The organism is Paraburkholderia humisilvae, assembly GCF_902859855.1.
GTDB classification, from domain to species: Bacteria; Pseudomonadota; Gammaproteobacteria; order Burkholderiales; family Burkholderiaceae; genus Paraburkholderia; species Paraburkholderia humisilvae.
Window position 1 is genome coordinate 1 of sequence record NZ_CADIKH010000344.1, and the last position, 1,351, is coordinate 1,351.

Below are 1,351 nucleotides of genomic sequence, written 5' to 3' on the forward strand. Positions count from 1 at the left end.
GAGCTGGAAACGTGACCATGGCAGCCGGACTGAGGTCCAACCGCGAAAGCGGTGGAGAGACCACCGGAGCCTACCGTGCGCGCGCCAGTTCTCGACCCTACCTTCGGGGGCCGCGTTTCTGAGAGGAAACGCGGCTACCCTCTTGCACTCGACGTTGGGCTACGTCAGCCCGATGCAATTCGAGCAGGACTGGTACGCCACCCAGAATCAACGGGTGGCATAATCTCCGCTCAGTTAGGGGATCCGAAATTCGCGGGCAACGTCCCTTCGCCACCCTGCGAGCGGTGATGGATGAAGTCGTAGACTGGCTCAGCTTTTACAGTTCACAGCGGCTGCATTCCTCGTTGAACTACGTCAGCCCTATGACGTTCGAGAGAAACTGGTTCGCGGCTCAGCAGGAACGGGCCGCATAATTCCCTCGGCTATGGAATTCGTGAAGCAGGGGCAAGGTTACATGTCAAAATACGCGTAAACGAAACTTAATGCCCCGCAAACACCCTTCTTTACGAGAATAGGCTAATTATCATATATTTTATTGCTGAAACATAGTATTTTCCTACAAAATTTAGATAGTATACTGCCATCTCTCTCAAGATAAAGTTTTAAATTTTTATTTAAATATGTAACCATTTTAGATTCTGCCAATTTTTCAAATTTGACGCTAACTCTCCGTTGATAGCGAGCAGCATGACTCGCCGGCAATCGCTACTGCGACCGTCAGGTTTTGGTGCGTACGAGATCAGCCGCATCAAGATCTCGCCTCAAAAGCGCCAGCGCCTCTCTGTTCATAAAACGCTGGCTTACCGTACAAGGATGGTGGCCATTGCGACGCGCAAACGCCTGAGCTCGCAGTCTAATTCGCTGAACACCTGTTCAATGCCGCCCATCACCACACTTACAAATGAACTGATTCATAGAAGCAGAGTTTCGGCACCGCGGGGTAAAAAACATGAATTCGCCTACGAGAACGACCCAGTCAAGCATCTCAATCGAAAAAACATGAGTCACCAGAGAGTGCGCACTCCACGACGAACAGCACGCTAGATCACGTAAGAACCCTGTCAACAATCGTGATGCCCTGGGAGTTCGAACGCTAGATGCTATGTGGGAGGGAGAAGCCCGACTGGAGTAAAACGGGAGTTCCACACTCGTTTTCTCCGAAGGAGCACGCAAATGGATACGTCTGACGCAGCCCTCCGTGGGCAGGATAACGACGGCAGCTGGCCGCCTGTACACGGCCTTTGAACTGGGTGAGAAGAACTGGAAGCTCTCGCTGGCTGATAGCCAGCGTGCGCCCAGCCACTGCACGGTCACCGCGGGTGATGCCACCGCGGTTCTCACCGTCGTCGCG

At 52.8% G+C, this 1,351-nt stretch carries 1 pseudogene; it reads left to right on the forward strand.

The features are described 5' to 3' along the window. Positions 1 to 260: 260 nt before the first annotated feature. Positions 261 to 413, forward strand: a pseudogene (locus HV796_RS42420) (IS3 family transposase); the annotation flags it as partial. Positions 414 to 1,351 lie beyond the last annotated feature (938 nt).